Annotated in this window: 16 protein-coding genes; 14 read left to right on the top strand and 2 right to left on the bottom strand. The window is 35.6% G+C overall.

Annotation, left to right across the window (positions count from 1 at the left end):
- Position 1: 1 nt before the first annotated feature.
- The 9 genes from ABJH90_RS01375 (at position 2) to ABJH90_RS01415 (ending at position 9,992) form a co-directional block, all read left to right on the top strand.
- Entirely contained in the window at positions 2 to 1,051 is a 1,050-nt protein-coding gene (locus tag ABJH90_RS01375; protein WP_348141778.1) for an isochorismate synthase, read from the top strand.
- A gap of 49 nt (positions 1,052 to 1,100) precedes the next feature.
- A complete protein-coding gene (menD, locus tag ABJH90_RS01380; RefSeq protein ID WP_348141779.1) occupies positions 1,101 to 2,858 on the top strand; it encodes a 2-succinyl-5-enolpyruvyl-6-hydroxy-3-cyclohexene-1-carboxylic-acid synthase in 1,758 nt (585 codons plus the stop codon).
- A 34-nt stretch (positions 2,859 to 2,892) separates the two neighbouring features.
- Positions 2,893 to 3,237, top strand: a complete 345-nt coding sequence (locus tag ABJH90_RS01385; protein WP_348141780.1) for a DUF2853 family protein — start codon at positions 2,893 to 2,895, stop codon at positions 3,235 to 3,237.
- A 65-nt stretch (positions 3,238 to 3,302) separates the two neighbouring features.
- Positions 3,303 to 4,133, top strand: a complete 831-nt coding sequence (locus ABJH90_RS01390) for a S1-like domain-containing RNA-binding protein (RefSeq protein WP_348141781.1) — start codon at positions 3,303 to 3,305, stop codon at positions 4,131 to 4,133.
- Positions 4,134 to 4,287: 154 nt separating this feature from the next.
- Positions 4,288 to 4,884, top strand: a complete 597-nt coding sequence (locus ABJH90_RS01395; protein ID WP_348141782.1) for an SPOR domain-containing protein — start codon at positions 4,288 to 4,290, stop codon at positions 4,882 to 4,884.
- On the top strand, positions 4,884 to 5,792 hold the full coding sequence (gene menA / locus ABJH90_RS01400; RefSeq protein WP_348141783.1) for a 1,4-dihydroxy-2-naphthoate octaprenyltransferase: 909 nt from the start codon (positions 4,884 to 4,886) through the stop codon (positions 5,790 to 5,792). The genes ABJH90_RS01395 and menA overlap by 1 nt, the downstream gene beginning before the upstream one ends.
- Before the next feature lie 37 nt (positions 5,793 to 5,829).
- Positions 5,830 to 6,582 carry a response regulator gene (locus ABJH90_RS01405; protein ID WP_348141784.1) on the top strand — a complete coding sequence of 251 codons (753 nt, stop codon included), beginning with the start codon at positions 5,830 to 5,832 and terminating at the stop codon, positions 6,580 to 6,582.
- A 746-nt stretch (positions 6,583 to 7,328) separates the two neighbouring features.
- Positions 7,329 to 9,287: a histidine kinase dimerization/phosphoacceptor domain -containing protein gene (locus tag ABJH90_RS01410; RefSeq protein WP_348141785.1), complete on the top strand. Its 1,959-nt coding sequence runs from the start codon at positions 7,329 to 7,331 to the stop codon at positions 9,285 to 9,287.
- A gap of 24 nt (positions 9,288 to 9,311) precedes the next feature.
- Entirely contained in the window at positions 9,312 to 9,992 is a 681-nt protein-coding gene (locus ABJH90_RS01415) for a metal-dependent hydrolase (RefSeq protein WP_348141786.1), read from the top strand.
- Here the strand turns inward: ABJH90_RS01415 and ABJH90_RS01420 are convergent, their stop codons facing one another.
- Positions 9,993 to 10,787 (bottom strand): SDR family oxidoreductase, encoded by a 795-nt coding sequence (locus ABJH90_RS01420; protein ID WP_348141787.1) that lies wholly within the window; start codon positions 10,785 to 10,787, stop codon positions 9,993 to 9,995.
- A 48-nt stretch (positions 10,788 to 10,835) separates the two neighbouring features.
- Here ABJH90_RS01420 and ABJH90_RS01425 point away from each other — a divergent pair, with 48 nt between their 5' ends.
- From ABJH90_RS01425 to ABJH90_RS01440, 4 genes are all read left to right on the top strand, one after another.
- On the top strand, positions 10,836 to 11,888 hold the full coding sequence (locus ABJH90_RS01425; RefSeq protein WP_348141788.1) for an o-succinylbenzoate synthase: 1,053 nt from the start codon (positions 10,836 to 10,838) through the stop codon (positions 11,886 to 11,888).
- Positions 11,879 to 12,826: a CPBP family intramembrane glutamic endopeptidase gene (locus ABJH90_RS01430; RefSeq protein ID WP_348141789.1), complete on the top strand. Its 948-nt coding sequence runs from the start codon at positions 11,879 to 11,881 to the stop codon at positions 12,824 to 12,826. Before ABJH90_RS01425 ends, ABJH90_RS01430 begins: the two co-directional genes overlap by 10 nt.
- A gap of 4 nt (positions 12,827 to 12,830) precedes the next feature.
- On the top strand, positions 12,831 to 13,898 hold the full coding sequence (locus ABJH90_RS01435) for an AMP-binding protein (RefSeq protein WP_348141790.1): 1,068 nt from the start codon (positions 12,831 to 12,833) through the stop codon (positions 13,896 to 13,898).
- Between the two features lie 139 nt (positions 13,899 to 14,037).
- Complete coding sequence (locus ABJH90_RS01440; protein ID WP_348142778.1) at positions 14,038 to 15,384, top strand: M24 family metallopeptidase; 1,347 nt, start codon at positions 14,038 to 14,040, stop codon at positions 15,382 to 15,384.
- Here ABJH90_RS01440 and ABJH90_RS01445 read toward each other — a convergent pair.
- Positions 15,381 to 17,009, bottom strand: coding sequence for a carboxyl transferase domain-containing protein (locus ABJH90_RS01445; RefSeq protein WP_348141791.1), 1,629 nt, complete (start codon positions 17,007 to 17,009; stop codon positions 15,381 to 15,383). The two genes, ABJH90_RS01440 and ABJH90_RS01445, sit on opposite strands and share 4 nt — an antisense overlap.
- A gap of 79 nt (positions 17,010 to 17,088) precedes the next feature.
- On the opposite strand from ABJH90_RS01445, the gene ABJH90_RS01450 reads away from it, so the two are divergent.
- Positions 17,089 to 18,072 (top strand): Gfo/Idh/MocA family oxidoreductase, encoded by a 984-nt coding sequence (locus ABJH90_RS01450; RefSeq protein WP_348141792.1) that lies wholly within the window; start codon positions 17,089 to 17,091, stop codon positions 18,070 to 18,072.
- Positions 18,073 to 18,121 lie beyond the last annotated feature (49 nt).

Genomic DNA, 18,121 nt, shown 5'->3' on the forward strand with positions numbered 1-18,121 from the left:
TATGTTTTTAGAGCACATTAGCATAATTGAAACTCAGTGGAAAAGTGAATTACCGGTTGTTGCCTATAGAAAACCCAATACCAATGAAGTAATCTCAATTTTCCAACATGATTCAGCTCTGCATCAAGTAAGTGATTTTACTGAGAAAGGATTTGTTTTCGCCCCATATAATAAGAAGGCTCCTGCAGTGCTAATTCGTCCGGATAAAGTCTTTTCGCATGAATTTCAAATGAGGAATTTTAAATTTGATACCCCCAACTTTGGGGCAATCTCAGAAGAGGGGAGGAAATACCATATAGAAATTGTAAACAAGGGGATTCATGAAATTGAGAATAATAAGTTCAAGAAAGTTGTGCTGTCAAGAAAGATAGTAGTACCCAATCATTCCTCACCCATTCAACTATTTAGTAAGGTCCTTGATAGTTATCCTAATGCCTTTTGTTATTTCTGGTATCATCCAAAAATAGGTCTTTGGATAGGAGCTACTCCCGAATTACTTTTCCTTAAACAAAACTCCACTTTGGTTACTATGTCTCTTGCAGGCACTAAAAAAAATACAACTACAGATAAACCTTCATGGGGTAAAAAAGAAATGGAGGAGCAGGATATGGTTACCCAATACATTGCTAAACAGCTCAGGAGTTACGTCCCTGATTTGTCAATTGGCAAGGTGAATTCTATTAAGGCTGGTAATTTATGGCATCTAAAAACTAAAATTTGGGGAACAGTTGGCGATTTGAAATTAAAAAACATAATTCATGTATTACATCCCACACCAGCTATTTGCGGATTTCCTGTAATTGAGGCAGAAGCATTTATCAAAAGGAACGAGAATTATGATCGGGAATTTTACGCCGGATTTTTAGGGGAACTAAATATTGATAGTGACAAAACCTCACATCTCTTTGTTAACCTTCGATGTATGCAGATAAAAGAAGATTCGGCCTTCCTTTATATTGGTGGTGGAATAACGTCCGGTTCCAACGCTCAACAAGAGTGGATCGAAACAGTTCATAAAAGTGAAACCATGCTAAATATGATATTTAATTAAGTCATTTGATTGGATTTACACATTGTTCCATCGTATTTTTGTGGTGCCTATGAAATATTCTAGTATTCCTTCGGCCCAATCGGTTGTTTTCCATTGTAAATCAAGGGGTATAAAGAACGTTATTATCTCTCCCGGTTCAAGGAATGCCCCATTAACCATTGGTTTTACTAATGACCCATATTTTTCTTGTTACAGTATTGTAGACGAACGCAGTGCAGCATTTTTTGCCTTAGGCATGGCACAACATATACAAAAGCCGGTGATAGCCATTTGTACTTCCGGAAGTGCATTATTGAATTATTACCCTGCCGTGACAGAAGCTTTTTACAGTGATATACCTCTTATTGTTATTTCTGCAGACAGACCTGCTTATAAAGTCGATATTGGTGATGGTCAGACCATAAGACAGGAATCATTATTTGAAAAGCATATTGGTTATACGGCCAATTTAAAACAAGATATCACCCATGCTACTGATACAGTAAAGAAGTATAAAAGCTCCTTGTTTCCAAAAGATTATATCTCAGAAGAATTGCAGTCTCAAATACAAAGTTATAATGATGCTGAGTTAAACAATGTTTTGAAATCGGCAATTATCCAAAACAGTCCCGTGCATATAAACATACCTTTTGAAGAGCCATTATATGACACCGAGGAAGATATGAAGCTAGCCCCATTTTGTGCCCCTATAATTTTGGAGAATAGCAGTGAGGAGATCAATTGGGATGATCTTGCCCGAATTTGGAATTCGTGTGAAAAGAAAATGCTTATTATTGGCGTAAATAATCCGGGAAGTATTAATGCTGATTATTTAAATGCCCTTGCGAATGATGATTCAGTAATTGTTTTTACAGAAGTTACTTCCAATGTGCACCATCAAAATTTTTTTCCAAGTATTGATAGTGTAATAGCACCAATTGAAAAATCAAAAAATAAAGAATTACTTTTTAAGGAATTACAGCCGGAACTATTAATTACAATGGGAGGCCTCATAGTTTCCAAAAAGATAAAGGCATTTCTCAGAGAATATAAACCAAAGCATCATTGGCATATAAATAATAAAAAAGCTTATGATACATTTTTTAGTCTTTCAAAGCACATAAAAACGAATGAAAATTATTTCTTTGAAAGCATTTTAAAGCAGAGGTCTGAGCTACAAAGTAATTACTATAGTGTATGGAATAAAGTAAAACAAAATTATCTGAGTAGAAGGAATACTTATTTAAATGAAATTCCATTCTCAGATTTTCTAGCTTTTCAAATTATCTGTTCTGATATTCCTAAAAACTATCAGCTACATCTGGCAAATAGCTCAACTGTGAGATATGCGCAGTTATTTGATTTAGACCCTTCACTTAGTGTATTTTGTAATAGAGGAACCAGTGGCATTGACGGAAGTACGTCTACTGCAATTGGTTCGTCAATTCATTCAGTGAATCCTACCTTACTAATAACTGGAGATCTGAGTTTTTTCTATGACAGCAATGGCCTTTGGAATTCTTATAAGCGAAAGGATTTAAGAATAATAGTTATCAATAATGGCGGTGGGGGCATTTTCCGAATCTTGCCAGGTATGGAAAATTCTCAGAATTTTGAGACCTACTTTGAAACCGTGCAAGATTTAGATTTGCAAAAACTTTGCTCTTTATTTAATATAAATCATTTGGAAGCTGCAGACAAAAACACCTTAAATACTGCCTTATCAACTTTTTATTTACCTTCCAAATCGCCGGTGCTTTTAGAGATAAAAACACCTCGATTATTAAACGATAAAATTTTGCTTACTTATTTTGATTTCATATCTTAGAATATTAATAAATCGTATATAAAACACTAACAATATGAGCAGTAGAAGAGACAATCTTATTGAGCAATACGCTGCTGATATCAAAGGTAAATTTGGTCAAACCCCGGATATGGATCTGCTTACAAAAGTAGCTATTGGCCTGGGCCCTGCAATCTATAATATGGATTCTTCCAAAGTGTCGGGAACAGACGTTTCTGAACTGGAAACCGTGAGGAAAAATTTTTTACTAAAAAAATTAGGACTAACAGATGGCCCTCATCTCATGGAAGGTATCAAAAGTGTAATTAACACTTATGGTACTTCTGAGAGAAACAAACATCGTGCGGTAGTATATTATATATTGGCAAAGCACTTTAAAAAAGAATCTGTTTATAACTAGAACATTAAATTAGCCGCTCTGTAAATGAACGGCTTTTTTTATACCTTTTTGAATAGAACGACTTCATGATAGAATTAGGAAATTATAATACATTAAAAATTCTAAGAGAAACAGGTGTAGGATTATTTCTGGGTGACGATGACGTAGATGATTTATTACTTCCATTAAAGTACATTCCTGACGAGTTTAATATAGGAGATGATATAAATGTATTTTGTTACTTAGATCATGAAGAACGCCCTATTGCGACAACACTTAAACCACTAATTAAAAGGAATACTTTTGGATGGCTTAGGGTGGCCGAGGTAAACGAATTTGGGGCTTTTTTGGATTGGGGATTGGAAAAACATTTGCTCGTACCCTTTAGGGAACAGCAGACGAAAATGATTGAAGGAGAATCGTATGTAGTTTTTTGTTACCTCGATGAAAAGTCTTTCAGACTAGTAGCTTCATCCAGATTGAATAAATTCGCGAAGAATGAAGATATATCGCTCAGCCCTAAGGATGAGGTAGATCTATTGGTAAGCAGGCAATCTGAATTAGGTTGGGATGTTATAATTAATAATAAATACCAGGGACTGGTGTTTAAAAGTGAGGTATTTCAACCCATGCAAATTGGAGCAACATTAAAAGGGTATGTAAAGAAAATTCGTGAGGACAGTAAAGTTGATGTTGTTTTAAAACCCATTGGTCATATGGCACTCGAACCTGCAGCTAAACAGATCTTTGAGCAGTTAGAATTGGCAGGCGGATATATTTCACTTCATGATAAATCAGCCCCGGAGGAAATAAAGGAGATGTTTCAGATGAGCAAAAAAACTTTCAAAAAAGCAATAGGAGCCCTTTACAGGGATCGAAAAATTGAAATAAAAGACGACGGGATATATAGTGTGTGAATCGGATTATTTTTCAATAGTTTTAAACAATTACCAAATACGTATTTAATTCTTCCCATAAATCTGTTATTTTTGCCTGATTAACCTTATTTATTTTGTTGATAATAAGCTTTTTACTTAAATTTAACCGTTGACCCCCTAAATTAAATATCATATGCCATTTATTGAAGAAAGCGATTTATTAGAACTACATAAAGACATTGACAAAGCGCAGATTATAAACGAACGCTTGTTAGATCAAATAAAATTTAAGAATAAAGAGTTAAAAAGGAGTAAAGTCCAAAGAAATATTCTTGCTGGTGTGACTGCACTTTTTTTAATCGGAACACTTGCAATTACTTCATTTACTGCAGGACTTAGCAGGTCTAATACCTATGACAATCAAAATTTATTGGTTTCAATTGATAGCTTGGACGCTGTAAAAACCAGAATAGATAATCTTCAACAAAAGAATGATGAGCTGAGTTTAGTAAAAGAATTCTATCTGGCTAAGATGTTTTTAGAAAAAGAAAAAATATATTCTGTTCAGGTAAAATCCTTTGTTGATAATAACCTTACCCTGTCTTCAGAATCATTAACGAATACCATGTTCGTCAAAACCAACCCTTTTTATTCTTATTCACTGGGAAATTTTGAAACATTGGAAGAAGCCAGGTCCTTTAGATATCAATTGGTTAAAATGGGCTTCGAAGATGCATTCGTGGCTTCTTATCAGGATGGAAAGCGAATAAAAATTGAAGATCCTTATTAGTGATCAAATTTAGAGCTTGGCTAAATGCAGCCCGCTTAAGAACCCTTCCCTTATCATTGTCAGGCATATTAGTAGGTACGGCTTTGGCGAATATTTACGGTTATAAGGATTTACATATTTTTATTCTTGCTTTATTAACTACAGTTGCCTTTCAGGTAACATCGAATTTTGCAAATGATTATGGAGATGGGGTAAAAGGAACTGACAATGAAGATAGAATTGGACCTAAGCGAGCTTATCAAAGCGGCCAACTGTCTAAAAGGGAGTTAAAAACAGGTATTCGTATATCTGTTGTTATTGATTTATTCCTGGTTTTCCTGCTCTTGTACTTTGCTTTTCATGAAGAACATTTAAAGTATGTGGTTCTATTTGTAATACTTGGAATAGCCAGTATTTGGGCTGCCATTAAATACACGGTTGGGAGCAATGCATATGGTTATAAAGGATTTGGTGACCTTTTTGTTTTCTCATTTTTTGGACTGTTAAGCGTTCTGGGTTCTATGTTTTTGTTTACAAAGTTTTTAACATCTATAGCAGTACTTCCTGCAGCTGCTATAGGATTTCTTAGTACAGCAGTACTTAATTTAAACAACTTAAGAGATATAGAATCGGATAAAAAAGCTAATAAGAATACGGTAATTGTCAAAATAGGGTTTTCTAAAGGAAAAGTTTACCATTATACCTTGATTATTTTGGCTTTCATTAGTATGTTAATTTTCGTAGGGAATCATTACTATTCATGGAAAAGTGGAATATGTATGATCGCATTTGTACCTCTTTTTATTCATTTAAGATCAGTAAACAAAATAGAAAATCCTCGAAATTTTGATCCTGAATTAAAAAAAGTGGCACTTAGTACTTTTCTGTTAGGATTCTTGTTTTATATAGGGTATAATTATTTTTTGTAAATTTGAGTAGACATAACCCACAAATACCATACTTACTTTGGAACAAGCTATTAAGATTCTTATTGTAGAAGATAATGTGATTATTGCAGACGACATGCAATCTATGTTGGAGGAAATAGGATATGAAATTGTAGATAATGTTATTGTTTACGAACAGGCTGAAGAGGTTTTAAAAAATAATCATGTAGACCTGGTGCTTATTGATATCATTTTGGCATCCGACAAAACAGGAATTGATTTAGGGAAGCATATAAGAGAGAACTATAATATTCCCTTCATTTTTGTCACTTCCAACTCAGATAGGGCTACTGTGGAGAACGCTAAAACAGTGAAACCTAATGGCTACCTTGTTAAACCATTTGAACAACAGGATCTATATACTTCTATCGAGATTGCACTTTCAAATTTTGATTACTCAACCAAAGAAGGCGGACAGGAACATCCAGAAGATGAGGAGGGAGTAGTATCCAATTCTGTTCTCAAAGATTCTATTTTTGTCAAAAAGCAGCACCTTTATTATCGTATTCAGTTTGGAGATATTCAGTTTATAAAGGCAGATAATGTTTACTTGGAAGTGAATACAATAGACAAGAAATTTCTGGTAAGATCTCCCTTGAAAGATTATTTAGGGAAATTACCCAAAAATAAATTCTACCGAGCACATAAATCTTATATCGTAAACGTAGATCATATAGACGCTATTAACTCTAGGGATATTATGATAAATAATACCCTGATCCCAATTTCGAAAGATTTTAAGGAGTTCATTATTTCTGCCATGAACTCATAGGGTTAACGGTTTTTATTAATTTTCTTTTATCAGAATAGAGTTTTAATATCTTCTTTATGGCCTTCAAAAGGTCAATCACAACACATTTGAACTACTTCACAACAATTATTTTTCTCTATTGAAGAATTGGAATACTTTGGCTATGTAATTAATCGAATAATTTTTTTTCATTTTCATATAGTGTTCTCGTAAAAGAGTCTTGTCTTAGTTGGCAGGGCTCTTTTTGATTATGACCATTTTGAATTGAACCGGATTTCTGAACTATCTGGATTTAAGTTTCCATGAAAGGCTAAAAAATCGGGTGAAATGCAAATAATGACTGTAAAATGCTATTTCACAACATAAATAAGCACTTACACAACAAAATCCCGAATGCTAAATTTCTAGGTAATACATTTGAAGCGCTGATTCAGCACCCAAATCTTATCATTAATATATCACAGTTTAAAAGGCTATGCTTTGTGTATAGTCTTTTTTTAGTTGACCTGATATTTTTGTCGAGATGATTAGAAGGAATACATGAGGGAAATTTAAGGTGTTTTGGTAATAAAAGTAAGGATGAGAATATCTTGATATGAGGCTTGATTTTTAACAAGAGTTCTGATATACAACAGTTTCATTCTACTTTACAACAAAAATTTAAACACTATAGGAATTAATAGTAAGTTTAAATTGTTGTTACGGATTTTAACTTAATAATTATAATTTGATCAAAATAGTATTTGGCAAATATCCCAAAGCTTGTTATGGCAAAATCGCTGGGTAAAATTTTAGTAATATTTTTTCTTTCTTTAGTTCAAAGTGTCGGAGCGCAGGTTTTAGATTCCTTGGATGAAAATGCATTGGATGTATTCAAGCACAAGCAAAGTGTCACCGATAGGTTTGATTATTTTTTTAATACACTACACCGGTATAATGAAAACTCCGCATATGATTGGCTGGATGAGGTTAATGTTTATCTAAACTCAGCAGAGAAGTCGGGAGACTCAACAGCCATAAATAATTATAAGCTCATGCAGTCTCAAATTTATTATGATTTGGGCGACTACGACAAAAGTGTGGCTATAGCTAATGACCTGTATTCAGTGAAAGATAAACTCGATCTGAAGACCAAGAGGTTTATGCTAGATCTAATAGATAATAACTATTCCCAATTACAACTATATGGAAAGCAGGTAGAGATCAGACAGGAGAAAAGAGATTTAGGTTTCTCTGAAAATATAACCTTTTATGATATCTATTCGAATCTGGGGTTGCATAGAAAAGCCATGGAAGATTACATCATGGATATGAAAAAGACCATTGATAATGGTGATCTCTACGGTCTTGCAGAATACAATAATAATGTAGGGCGGTATTTACTTCTGGACAAATCTTCCTCGGTTGCGTTAAGTAATTTTAAAAAGGCTAAGGGTTATATAGACGTATATTTAAATGATGTAACCCAGGTTAAGACGGAGAAAGAATTGCAGGATGCCAAATTATTAAAAGGCATTATAGAAGGTAACATCGGAAAGTCTTATTTACAACTAAAACAATTTGAAGAGGCATTACCCTATTTAGAAAACAGTATAGATTTAATAAGGGAAAATAATATTGGTCAGTATTCTGAAGATGTGATAGAAAATAGTTTAGCTCTTGCAGATTGTCACCTGCAATTAGAAAATTTTCAAAAAGCGAAGGATATTTTAAATGAGGCTCTCATTCCCATTAAGATTGAGCATACTATTAAGAAAAATAGGTTACTGGCTGCCTATTACGACAAGATTGAGGATTATAAAAATGCAAGTTTCTACTTGAAGAAAAACGTAAGGATTGCCGATTCTATTAATATCAATGACTCCTCACTTAAAAAACAACAGCTTTCTACAGTTGCAAAATATGAAATTGAGAATTCCAAGCGAATGATAGATGCACAAAAGCTGGAAATGGAACGCGCAAGAAATGAAATGCAGGCTAAGGATGAGCAAATAAACCTGGTTTTTATTTCTTTGATTTTTACACTTTTGGGTTTTGCGGGATTAGTTTATGCTTATTTAAAAAGTATAAAGAATCAACGCCTGATTGCTGAACAGAAGCATATAATTGAAAATTCTCTGGTGGAAAAAGACTCTTTACTTAAAGAAATCCATCATCGAGTAAAAAACAACCTGCAAATGGTATCGAGCCTTCTGAGTTTACAAACCAAAAATACGAGAAGTAAAGCGGCTATTGAAGCTCTTGAGGAAGGTAAGAGCAGGGTAAAAGCTATGGCTCTGATACATCAGAAGTTATATCAGAATGATGACTTATCTGTAATTGAAATGCAGGGTTATATAGAAAGTTTGGTGAATAGTGTACAATCGGTATTCAAAAAAGGTGGGCATAGCATTAATATAACTATTGATGCGGAAGGGGTTGAATTGGATATTGACAGGGCCATCCCTTTTGGATTAATACTAAATGAGTTGGTGTCCAATTCTTTTAAATATGCATTTCCTGAAGATGATGACGATGGTAAAATATATATCCACCTTAGAAAAAATGGTGACCAGGGATTCTTTGAATATACCGATAATGGCGTGGGTCTTGATGAAGAATCTGAAGAGAGGGCCAATTCATCTATGGGGATTCGATTAATGAAGCGCTTGGTAAATCAACTACAATCTACATTAAATATTGATAAAACTACAGATGGTGTTCGTTTTTGGTTCAATTTTAAATAAATTTGAACTTATAATTGTCACATCATGAAAATTACTTTTTTAGGGCACGCATCCTTATTAGTTGAGGTCGGTCAATTCAAGATTTTAGTCGACCCGTTCATTACAGCAAACGAGAAGGCAACCGGAAAGGTTGATATAGAAGATTTGAATCCTGATTATATCCTGGTTACACATGCCCATCAGGACCATATCCTGGATGTAGAAGCCATTGCAAAAAGATCTGATTCGGTAATTGTCAGTAATTATGAGATTGCCATGCATTATCAGGCTAAAGGGTTCAAGGCACATCCAATGAATCACGGCGGTAGCTGGAATTTTGACTTTGGAAAAGTAAAATATACGAATGCCATACATACTTCTTCCTTTCCCGATGGTTCATATGGAGGACAACCTGGGGGCTTTATTATCTCTTCTGAAGGCAAGCAACTTTACATTGCCGGAGATACGGCTTTGACCGCAGATATGAAATTAATTCCTTTAACCCATAAATTAGACCTGGCCATTTTACCCATTGGAGATAATTTCACTATGGGGTTTGAAGATGCAGTTCTGGCGGCAGATTTTGTTTCTTGTGATACTGTGTTGGGATATCATTACGATACTTTTGGTTATATAGAAATTGACCATAAGAAAGCTCAGGAAGAATTTACGAAAGCCGGTAAAAAATTACATCTTTTGCCAATAGGAGAGGCAATTACAATTTAATTATCTGTATTGACTTCTCAATACTATTTTATGTAATAGCTTTGGATAGAATCGTTTCAGGTAAATACCTTTAATTTCTTTACCACCAATATAAACTTCATATTTCTTTTTTTCTATGGCCCGAATCATTTTTCTGGCAAATATCTCCGGGGGCATACCTTGCTCCGTGGCCTGATCGTTTCTATTTTGAGAAGACCCATCTCCGATTAAAGCATTTATGGCCACCTTGGTCTGAACAAAACCCGGACATACCAGGGTTACATCTATACCATCCTTTTCGTGTTCCATCCTAAACACATCAAAAAACCCGTGTAAGGCATGTTTAGCTGCGCAATAGCCAGACCTATACGGAGATCCAAATTTGCCCATCAAACTGGTCACAGTAACAAAATGCCCACTCCTTTCTGAGATAAAATGAGGCAAGACTTCTTTAGTCAGGGCCACAGTTCCCAAATAATTTACATTTATTAATTTTTCATATACTTCCAAGTCTGTATCCATTATTAAAGAACGCTGACTTATTCCTGCATTGTTGATTAGTATATCAATTCTCCCATATATAGATACTGCAGTTTTTACATTATTACTCACTGTGCCGAAATCCGCAAGATCCAAAGGTAAAATTGCCACACATTCCGGATATTTGCATCTCTCTTTAACCGAGATGAGCTGTTTTTTATTCCGGGCCGATAGGATAAGCTTATGGCCTCTAAGGCTTAATTCATAGGCAAGAGCTTCTCCAATGCCCGAGGAAGCCCCGGTCAACCATATTATTTTATTTGTATTTCCCTTCATTCTCTAATTTTTAGATTGAAAATATAGTTAAATTTAGCACTAATTCATATGGACGCTTTTTACAGGAAATATAATTTGAATTTTAAAAGACCAAGTGGTACGTCGAGGGGCATACTAAAGCAAAAGGAAACCTGGTTTTTAGTTCTTAAGGATAAAGGAAAATCTGGCATTGGAGAATGCGGATTGTTCAGAGGCCTGAGTATTGATGATGTACCTGAATTTGAAGACAAACTTTCCTGGACCTGCTCACATATTCATTTAGGTAAAGAAAGACTTTTAGAAGATTTAGAGGAATATCCAAGTATCAGGTTTGGAGTTGAACAGGCTTTCACTTCTCTGGCATCTGAAAACCCTTTTGTGCTTTTTCCTTCCTCCTTTACAAAATCTAAAACAGCCATTGATATTAACGGCTTAATTTGGATGGGCGATGAAGAATTCATGCAGAATCAAATAACTGAAAAAATACAATCGGGATTCAGTTGTATTAAAATTAAAATAGGGGCAATTGATTTTAATACGGAATTATCGTTATTGACTTCCCTGAGAAAGAAGTATGGCAAAGAAGAAATAGAACTTCGGGTAGATGCCAATGGGGCTTTTAATGTGGATGAGGCTTTGAATAATCTCATTAAATTAGCAGCCTGCGATATACATTCTATTGAACAGCCTGTTAAACAAGGATTTCCCATGGAAATGAAGCATCTTTGTGAAAATTCACCACTGCCAATAGCTCTTGATGAAGAATTAATTGGTCATCATACCGTAACGGAAAAGGAAACTTTGCTACAAACCATTATGCCACACTATATAATTTTAAAACCAAGTCTTCTGGGTGGGTTCAAGGCTTGCAAGGAATGGATCGATATAGCCTCAAAATTGAACATCGGCTGGTGGATTACCAGCGCATTGGAAAGTAATATTGGCCTTAACGCCATTGCACAGTGGACGTATACGCTTAATAACAAAATGGCCCAGGGATTAGGTACCGGGACTTTATTTACCAATAATTTTAAAAGCCCACTTGAAATACAAAAAGGAAAATTATACATCAACAACAATTTAAACTGGGATCAGAATTTAATAAAGAAATTATGTATATAGAACAAGCTTATAAAGGATTGCATGAATTTTGGAGGTATGCGGTGGGAGTACTAATTATTTTCATTGGTTGGCAATTTATTGGCTCAGGTCCTCTGGTATTAGTTCTATTTGCAAAAGCAATCGAATCAGGAGATTACCCGACGGACATAGCCGGTATTTCCAATTTGTTGGGATCAAATTTATTTTTCTTTCTTGCGTTGCTGACGTTTGTAGTTGGCTTTTTGGCGCTATATCTTACTGTAAAATATCTACATCAGCAAAGCTTCCTTTCCTTAGGTACTTCAAGGAAAAAAATGGACTGGAAAAGGATAGCTTTTACATTTTTCTTATGGGCCATTATTTCAGGGGTGTTCATAGGGTTGGATATCTTTTTATCTCCAGATGACTATGTATATAATTTTCAGCCGGGTCCATTTTTGGTGTTACTCTTGATCGCCCTTATTCTTATCCCCATTCAAACCAGTTTTGAAGAGTATTTTATTCGTGGTTATTTAATGCAAGGACTGGGTATTGCTACAAAAAACAGATGGGCGGCGCTGCTTGGTACTTCCCTAATTTTTGGGTTGTTACATATATTTAATCCGGAAGTAGCTAAAATCGGATATGGGGTAATGGTTTTTTATATTGGTACTGGCCTGTTTTTAGGTATTCTAACCCTTATGGATGAAGGTTTGGAATTGGCCCTGGGATTTCATGCTGCAAATAATTTAACGGCTGCACTTTTGGTTACCGCAGAATGGACCGCTTTCCAAACGAATTCTATATATAAGGATATTTCTGAGCCTGAGATAGGTTGGGAAGTTTTTGCGCCTGTTTTTATTGTCTATCCTATTATGCTTCTTATTTTATCAAAAAAGTACGGCTGGACCAATTGGGAAGAACGTCTAACCGGCAAAGTTTTACCCCCTAGAGAATTAGATGAACAACCTGATAATTAAGTAGATGCCAGTAAAAATACATGAACAATTTAAACTTAATGGCCATGGCTATTCGAATGAGGAGTTAAAAGAGGTTGCCTATAGTTTAATAAAGGAAGGAGCAGATTTTGAACAAGAAATAGGAGACTTTCTATTAGATTGGTTGTCAGCCGATTCTGAGCTTACAATACGAACATCGGGCTCTACAGGCCTTCCTCTTGGTATACCATTGAAAAAACAGCATATGGTAAACTCTGCCAAGGTTACCGGCGATTATTTTGGGTTAGTAGCCGGCGATAGGGTTTTACTATGCCTATCTACTGGCTACATTGCTGGGAAGATGATGCTCGTTAGGGCAATGGTTCTTGGTTTAGAGCTAGATTTTGTGGCTCCCACTTCAAGACCTCTGGATGGAATAAATAAGTCCTATAAATTTTGCGCTATGGTACCTCTTCAATTGGAATCTTCCATAAATAAATTAAATCAGATTCAGACCGTCATAGTTGGGGGAGCTCCTGTTTCTTCCCAATTAATGAAATTGATTGCCGATAGCAATACAAAGATTTTTGAAACTTATGGGATGACTGAGACCGTTACTCATGTTGCTGTCAGGCCATTGAGTCAATACGGGCCCGAGTCAGATCATGAAGCTTTTGAAATATTACCGGACATAGCTATTTCTCAGGATGACAGAAAATGTCTGGTAATAAACGCCCCAAATATTAGCGATGACCCTGTAATCACTAATGATATTGTAGAATTGATTTCGGAAAAGGAATTCCTATGGAAGGGACGATTTGATAACGTTATTAATTCGGGGGGTATCAAATTAATTCCTGAACAAATTGAACAAAAACTGTCTTTGTTAATCCCGTCAAGATTTTTTGTCAGTGCTTTACCAGACTTAAAGTTGGGACAGAAGTTAATTTTAGTTGTTGAAGGTGAAAAAATAGAAGGACTTAGGGAAATAATTTCCAAAGCTGATTTGGAGAAATTTGAGTTGCCAAAAGAAATATTTTACGTCACAGCTTTTATAAATACAACGAATGGTAAGATTATCAGGGAAAAAAGTTTGTCTTTGATAAAAAGCTGATATTATTCAAATATCTGAGAATCCTAATTGTAGTTATCATCAGGATAAGCAGGTAATACTATAGAATATAAATGATTTGTATTTTAATACGTATTTTAAAATTAAAACCAATTATAAATTAATGAGGTCTACGCATTTTATGAAAAGTTTCCTAACACTCCTATTATTTTCACTTAGTTATCAGTTATTCTGCCAACAAATTTTATCTGAAGAAGAACGGGCACAAGTAATTGATGAAATTTTAAATGAACGGTTTGATGTACTACTACCTGAACTTATGGACCAATCAGATTTGGACATGTGGATCCTTATTTCCCGGGAATACAATGAAGATCCGGTATTAAAAACCATGCTGCCCTCTACATGGCTAAATGCCAGAAGGAGAACCATTCTATTATTTTATAGAGATAAAACCGGGAACACAATCGAAAAACTGGCCGTAGCCCGATATAATGTGGGAAAAAACATCTCATCGGCATGGGACAAAGAAAAAGAACCTGATCAATGGCAACGATTAGTTCAATTGATAGAAGAACGGAATCCAAAAAAAATAGGGTTGAATTATTCAAAGGATCATAATATTGCAGATGGTCTTGATAAGACAGATTATGAGGAATTCTTACAGTACTTACCAAAGAAATATGCTTCAAGAGTAGTTTCTGCTGAACAACTTGGTGTTAGATGGATTGAGACAAGAACTGAAAGGGAAATGGTAATTTACAATCAGTTGGTCTCCATAACTCATAATATTATTGAAGAGGCATTTTCCGAAAAAGTGATTACCCCCGGGATAACAACAACAACCGAGGTGGAATGGTGGATGAGGCAAAAAGTTACAGATCTGGGTCTTGAGACCTGGTTCCATCCAACAGTGGATGTTCAAAGAACAAATGAGGAATTGGTTGGGCATCTCTATTCTTTTTCTGGGAGACCAGACCAAATGGTGATTGTACCGGGTGATCTATTACACTGTGATTTTGGGATTACCTATTTAAGATTAAATACGGATTGTCAGGAATTGGCCTATGTTTTGAAACCAGGAGAAAAGGAAGCACCTATTTTTTTAAGGGAAGGATTGAAAGATGGGAACAGCGTACAGGACTATCTTACAAAGAACATGATAAGAGGCCGTACAGGGAATGAAATATTAAGAATCGCCTTAAATCAGGCCAAAGAGGCCGGACTTAAACCTGCCATTTATACACATCCATTAGGATCCTATGGTCATTCTGCAGGAACAACTATTGGGATGTGGGATTCCCAGGGAGGTGTTATGAAAGACGACGGAGAGAATTATCCCCTTAATCCTAATACAGTTTATGCGATTGAATTGAATACTACTATTAACATTCCGGAATGGAATAGGGATATTCGGATCATGCTGGAAGAAGCAGGTTTCTATGGGGAAGAAGGTTTTCGGTATGTGAATGGACGGCAAACAGACTTATTACTGATACCCAGAATAACCAAACATTTAGGTAACTAAACTTGTAAAACACCCATATTAAATGCTTTTTCTATAGGGGCATGGTTTGCCGCTTCTATACCCATGGAAATCCATTTGCGTGTTTCTAATGGATCTATAATAGCATCTGTCCATAAATGTGCTGCCGCGTAATATGGGGATATTTGTCTGTCATATCTTTTCTTAATTTCATCAAAGAGTTGGGCTTCTTTTTCAGGAGTTATTTTTTCTCCTTTCTTTTTTAAAGAGGCCTTTTCTATCTGCAGCAATACTTTTGCCGCAGAATTCCCACTCATTACAGCAAGCTCGGCACTGGGCCAGGCAACAATAAGCCTGGGATCATAGGCTTTTCCACACATGGCATAATTTCCGGCTCCATAACTATTGCCAATAATCACGGTAAATTTTGGCACAACGGAATTACTTACCGCATTTACCATTTTAGCCCCGTCTTTTATAATACCCCCGTGTTCACTTTTGCTACCCACCATAAACCCTGTCACGTCCTGAAGGAAAACAAGAGGTATTTTTTTCTGATTACAATTTGCAATAAATCTAGTGGCTTTATCTGCAGAATCAGAATAAATAACTCCTCCAAATCGCATTTCGCCTTTCTTTGTCTTTACAACTTTTCGTTGATTTGCCACAATACCCACTGCCCAGCCATCAATGCGCGCATAACCAGTCAGGATTGTTTTACCAAACCCTTCTTTGTATTGTTGAAACTCCGAGTGGTCTACAAGACGCTTAATTATTTCAAGCATATCGTATTGCTCTGTCCTGGATCCAGGTAAAATTCCATAAATTTCTTCCTGTTTTTCCGCAGGTTTTATAGACTTAATTTTATTAAATCCTGCGGTATTGGGAATCCCTATCTTATCAATCAGGTTTTTAATTGTATCAAGGGCATCTTTATCATCTTTTGCCTTATAATCGGTTACCCCGCTTATTTCACTGTGCGTTACAGCTCCGCCGAGAGTTTCATTATCAATTTCCTCCCCTATGGCCGCTTTAACCAAATAGCTGCCAGCTAAAAATATACTACCGGTCTTATCCACAATCAGAGCTTCATCACTCATTATAGGTAAATATGCACCCCCTGCTACACAACTCCCCATAATAGCAGCTATTTGTACTATGCCCATACTGCTCATTATCGCATTGTTTCTAAAAATGCGTCCAAAATGCTCCTTGTCGGGAAAAATTTCATCTTGCATCGGGAGATAAACCCCTGCACTATCTACCAAATAAATAATTGGAATTCGATTTTCTATAGCAATTTCCTGAGCTCTAAGATTCTTTTTGGCCGTAATCGGGAACCAGGCACCAGCTTTTACTGTAGCATCATTTGCAACAACAATACATTGTTTACTCTTAACATAACCTATTTTGACTACAACACCTCCTGATGGGCAACCGCCATGTTCCTCATACATATTATCTCCCGCAAATACGCCAATTTCTATCGAATTACTTTTGTCATCCAATAAGTAATCTATGCGCTCTCTTGCAGACATTTTCCCTAATTCATGCTGCTTTTCAATGCGGCTTTTACCGCCACCTAATTTTACCTTGGTAAGCCTTTTCTTTAGCTCGGTTACAAGTAATTTATTTCGATCTTCGTTCTTATTGAAGTTGATATCCATTCTCTATATTCAATTTCTTTAACAGGGTTAAAGATAAGGAGTAATATTGATTAACTTTAACAAAATTCAACAGTAAGATATGAAAGAAAAAATTCGTTGGGGAATAGTGGGATTGGGCAATATAGCTCAAAAATTTGTGGATGATTTAAAACTGGTACCTGATGGTGTGCTTACTGCGGTTGCCTCGAGAGATATACAAAAAGCCAGTCGATTTGGTGAATTAAACAATGCCAAATATGCGTTTGGGAGCTATCAGGAATTATTTAATTGTTCCGAGGTAGACGTAGTTTACATTGCCACACCACATACTTCTCATGCAGAATTGAGTATTATGGCCATGAACGCAGGGCGAAATGTACTTTGCGAAAAACCTATGGGAATAAATAGTGGAGAGGTGGAAAGAATGATTGCTTCCGCCAGAAAAAATAAGGTTTTTTTGATGGAAGCTTTATGGAGCAGGTTTAACCCTGCAATTAAAAAAGTAAAAGAATTGGTTGACGGGGGTATTATTGGCAACATAGGATATTTAAATGCAGATTTTGCTTTTTATGCTCTTGACAGGGATGAAAATGGCAGACTTCTAAATCCTTCATTGGCCGGGGGATCCCTATTGGATATTGGGATTTATCCTATTTTTTTAGCATATCTTATTTTAGGGTATCCTGAAAAAATACTGGCTTCTTCTAAAATTTATAAAACCGGAGTAGATATCCAAACCTCTATGATTTTTGAGTATTCAAATGCTCAGGCCATATTGTACAGCGGACTTACCTCTAATTCAGAAATGAAGGCAGAGATTTCCGGTTCTGAGGGAACTCTGTATTTAGCCCCTCGATGGCACGAAGCACAGGAGTATTCTGTTGAGAAAAACGATAAAGTAGAAAGAGTTCAATTACCTACCAGAGGAAAAGGCTATGAGTATGAAATAGAAGAAGTTCATCAATGTTTAAGGAATGGTAAGATAGAAAGTGACTCCTGGTCCTTGAAACATACCTCTGATTTAATCAGAATTATGGATGAAATTAGGAAACAAACAGGGGTTGTCTTTCCCTTTGAAGAATAAAAGTTTAAGCATTTACTTTGAAAAATTCTTATAAAATTTCCGATATTTG

The sequence above is a fragment of the Eudoraea sp. genome, assembly GCF_039969275.1.
Taxonomy (GTDB): Bacteria; Bacteroidota; Bacteroidia; order Flavobacteriales; family Flavobacteriaceae; genus Eudoraea.